The sequence below is a fragment of the Lapillicoccus sp. genome, from assembly GCF_039935575.1.
Taxonomy (GTDB): domain Bacteria; phylum Actinomycetota; class Actinomycetes; order Actinomycetales; family Dermatophilaceae; genus Lapillicoccus.
The window spans coordinates 1-3,270 of sequence record NZ_JBDTKA010000014.1 but is presented as its reverse complement, the minus strand read 5'-3'; the positions used below and the strand labels follow the sequence as shown (position 1 = coordinate 3,270).

Here is a 3,270-nt window from a genome sequence, read left to right as displayed (position 1 = left end):
TCGACGTCGATGAGGAAGAACCCCGCCAGGTGCTCCTTGGTCTCGGCGTAGGGACCGTCGGTGACCACCGGCGTACCGGCCTCCCACCGGTACAACGAGGAGGTGGACGGGTCGGCCAACGCCTCACCGCCGAGCAGCTCGCCGCGAGCGTGCATGTCCTCCAACAGCGCGTCGAACTCCTGGTTCATCTGGTCGCGCTGCTCCTGGGGCAGGGCCCGGTTCTCCGCGACGTAGTTGCCGGTCGGGTGTCCCCACGGCTGCGGGTTGGAATGGATCATGATGACGAACTTCATGACGATGCACCTTCTCTGCTCGAAGTGTTCGGCTGGGCGTTTCACTCGGGACGTCGTTGCGCGGTGGGAGTTCTCGACATGGGAAGGGGGCACCACCCAGTATGTCGAGACGACACCGGCCGGCATGTCGAGACGGCACCGGCCGCTCCGACGTCTCGTCATGACAACCACCAGCCTGACCACCAGCCTGACCACCGACCTGACCAGTGACCCGGACGTGGCGACAAGGACCGTCCTCACCGCGCTCGCGGCCCAGCAGAAATGAGTGCTCGGCATCGTCGACGGGCTCGACGACGCACAGCTGCTGCGTGCTGTCGTGCCTTCCGGCTGGACCGTCGTGGGCATGCTCGCGCACCTGGCCTCCAGCACCCGCTTCTGGCTGCGCGACGTGATGCTGGACGACGGCCCGCACGAGCTCGTCGAGGACGACTACGCCGTCGACCCGGCGACGCAGCCGCGCGAGGTCGTGCAGGCATATGCAGACATCTGTGCGTCGACGGCGGTCGCGATCGGGGGCCTGGCTCTCCATACCGTCCCGGCCTGGTGGCCAGAGGAGCTATGGGGCGGCTGGCGTCTCGACGACCTGCACGAGGTACTGCTCCACCTGCTCGTCGAGACGGCTTGCCATGCTGGCCACCTCGACGCCGCGCGAGAGCTCATCGACGGGGGCACCTGGGACTATGCGACCGGGAGCGTGTCGGTGGGTTAGCCGGCCCTGCTCGAACGGCGGCCAGCCACCGCCGCCCGTCGAGGCATAGCCGCCGCTCGAACCGAAGGGCCACCGGGCCGCGCTCGATAGGCTCCGACCCATGAGCACACCGATCGACGCCACGAGCACGCAGGCCTGGGCGCGACTGACGCAGCTGCGGCAAGGCCGGGACATCGACCTGCGCCGCGCGTTCGACGAGGATCCCGGACGAGTCGAGCGACTGACTTTCACCGCTGCCGACCTGTTCGTCGACCTGTCGAAGAATCTCGTCGACACCGACATCGTGGCGGCGCTCGTCGATCTGGCGGGTCAGGTCGGTCTGACCGAGCGTCGTGACGCGATGTTCGCCGGGGAGCGCATCAACGTCACCGAGGACCGGGCCGTCCTGCATACCGCCCTCCGCGACCCGTCCGACGTCCACGTCGACGTCGACGGCGAGGACGTCGTCCCGCTCGTCCACGAGGTGCTGGCCAAGGTCTACGCCTTCGCCGAGAAGGTGCGGTCCGGTGAGTGGGTCGGTGTCACCGGCAAGCGCATCGAGACGGTGGTCAACATCGGGATCGGAGGGTCGGACCTCGGTCCCGTGATGGTCTACGAAGCGCTGAAGCCTTACGTGCAACAAGGGTTGTCGGCGCGGTTCATCTCCAACATCGACCCGACGGACGTCGCCGAGAACACCAAGGACCTCGACCCCGAGACCACCTTGTTCATCGTCGCGTCCAAGACCTTCACGACCCTGGAGACCCTGACCAACGCCCGCCTCTCGCGCACCTGGCTGCTCGACACCCTGATCTCCGCAGGGGCCATCGACGCCTCGGACAGCGCGCGGTCCGAGGCCGTGAGCAAGCACTTCGTCGCGGTGTCGACGGCGCTGGACAAGGTCGAGGCGTTCGGGATCGACCCAGCCAACGCGTTCGGGTTCTGGGACTGGGTGGGTGGGCGCTACTCCGTCGACTCCGCGATCGGCACCTCACTCGTGGTCACGATCGGCCCGGGCAGCTTCTCTGACTTCCTGGCCGGGATGCACGCGATAGACCGGCACTTCGCGGAGACCGACCTCGCCTCGAACATCCCGGCCCTGATGGGTCTGCTGAATGTCTGGTACGTCAACTTCTTCGACGCGCAGAGCCACGCGGTTCTGCCGTATGCGCAGTATCTGCACCGGTTCGCGGCATACCTGCAGCAGCTGACGATGGAGTCCAACGGCAAGAGCGTGCGTTGGGACGGCAGCCCCGTCACCACCGCGACCGGTGAGGTGTTCTGGGGCGAGCCCGGCACCAACGGCCAGCACGCGTTCTACCAGCTGATCCACCAAGGGACCCGGCTCATCCCCGCTGACTTCATCGCCGTGGCCACACCGGCGAACCCGCTTGTCGACGGCGACAAAGACGTCCACGAGCTGTTCCTCGCCAACTTCTTCGCTCAGACGGCGGCGCTCGCGTTCGGCAAGACGGCCGACGAGGTGCGCGCCGAGGGGACGGCCGAGGCGATCGTGCCGGCGAGGGTGTTCCCGGGGAACCGGCCCACGACCTCGATCATGGCCCCGGCCTTGACGCCGTCGGTCGTGGGCCAGCTGATCGCGCTCTACGAGCACGTGACGTTCACCCAGGGTGTCGTGTGGGGCATCGACAGCTTCGACCAGTGGGGAGTCGAGCTCGGCAAGCAGCTGGCGCAGCAGGTGACGCCGGCCGTCGCGGGCGACGAGGCGGCGCTCGAGAAGCAGGACGCGTCGACCCAGTCGCTGGTCCGCTACTACCGCTCACACCGTCAGCGCTGAGTCGGAGGCTGATGAGGGGGCTGAGCCGCGGTGAGGCGCGCGGCTGCCTCCAACGTCATCCACGCTTGCAGCTGCGTGGACAGCTCGACGGAAGTCACACCGTCGTCCTGTGTGCCCGCCGGTGTGGCCGGGTCAGCAGAGAACACCACGGCGTAGGTCCCGTCGTGGGTCGAGCGTCGGGATCGACCTGACCACAGTGCGGCGGCTGTGTCTTGTACGAGAGTCGTTGCGGTGCCTCGGGTTTCACGGTTCAGAGCGGGTGAGGCGCTCGCCAGAGCGAGGTAGCGGACCAGGATCCCGGTGAACAGGCCGCCGTCACCACCCCCGTGGGTTACGAGCGGATGGCGCGCTTCGACCTCAGAAGTGAGCCGGGTCGCCACGGCGTCGATGAGATGAGCGGCCCGGTCGAGGCTGCGCGGATCTGCGAGGGTGACGAGCGTCCCGAGCACGGTTCCCTGGTTGTAGGTGTAGATGTCGCGGACGAACCGCTC

3 protein-coding genes and 1 pseudogene are annotated in these 3,270 nt (G+C 67.6%); 2 read left to right on the top strand and 2 right to left on the bottom strand.

Annotated elements, in window-relative coordinates; genetic code table 11:
* The coding region (locus ABI385_RS01815) for a YciI family protein (RefSeq protein WP_348102021.1) at nt 1-293 on the bottom strand (293 nt) is incomplete at its 3' end.
* Nucleotides 294-558: 265 nt separating this feature from the next.
* Between ABI385_RS01815 and ABI385_RS01810 the strand changes: the two genes are divergently transcribed.
* Nucleotides 559-1,002, top strand: coding sequence for a DUF664 domain-containing protein (locus ABI385_RS01810; RefSeq protein ID WP_348102020.1), 444 nt, complete (start codon nt 559-561; stop codon nt 1,000-1,002).
* Nucleotides 1,003-1,102: 100 nt separating this feature from the next.
* Complete coding sequence (gene pgi / locus ABI385_RS01805) at nt 1,103-2,779, top strand: glucose-6-phosphate isomerase (RefSeq protein WP_348102019.1); 1,677 nt, start codon at nt 1,103-1,105, stop codon at nt 2,777-2,779.
* Here the strand turns inward: pgi and ABI385_RS01800 are convergent.
* Nucleotides 2,770-3,270: pseudogene (locus ABI385_RS01800) on the bottom strand (glycosyl hydrolase); the annotation flags it as partial. The gene pgi and the pseudogene ABI385_RS01800 overlap by 10 nt on opposite strands.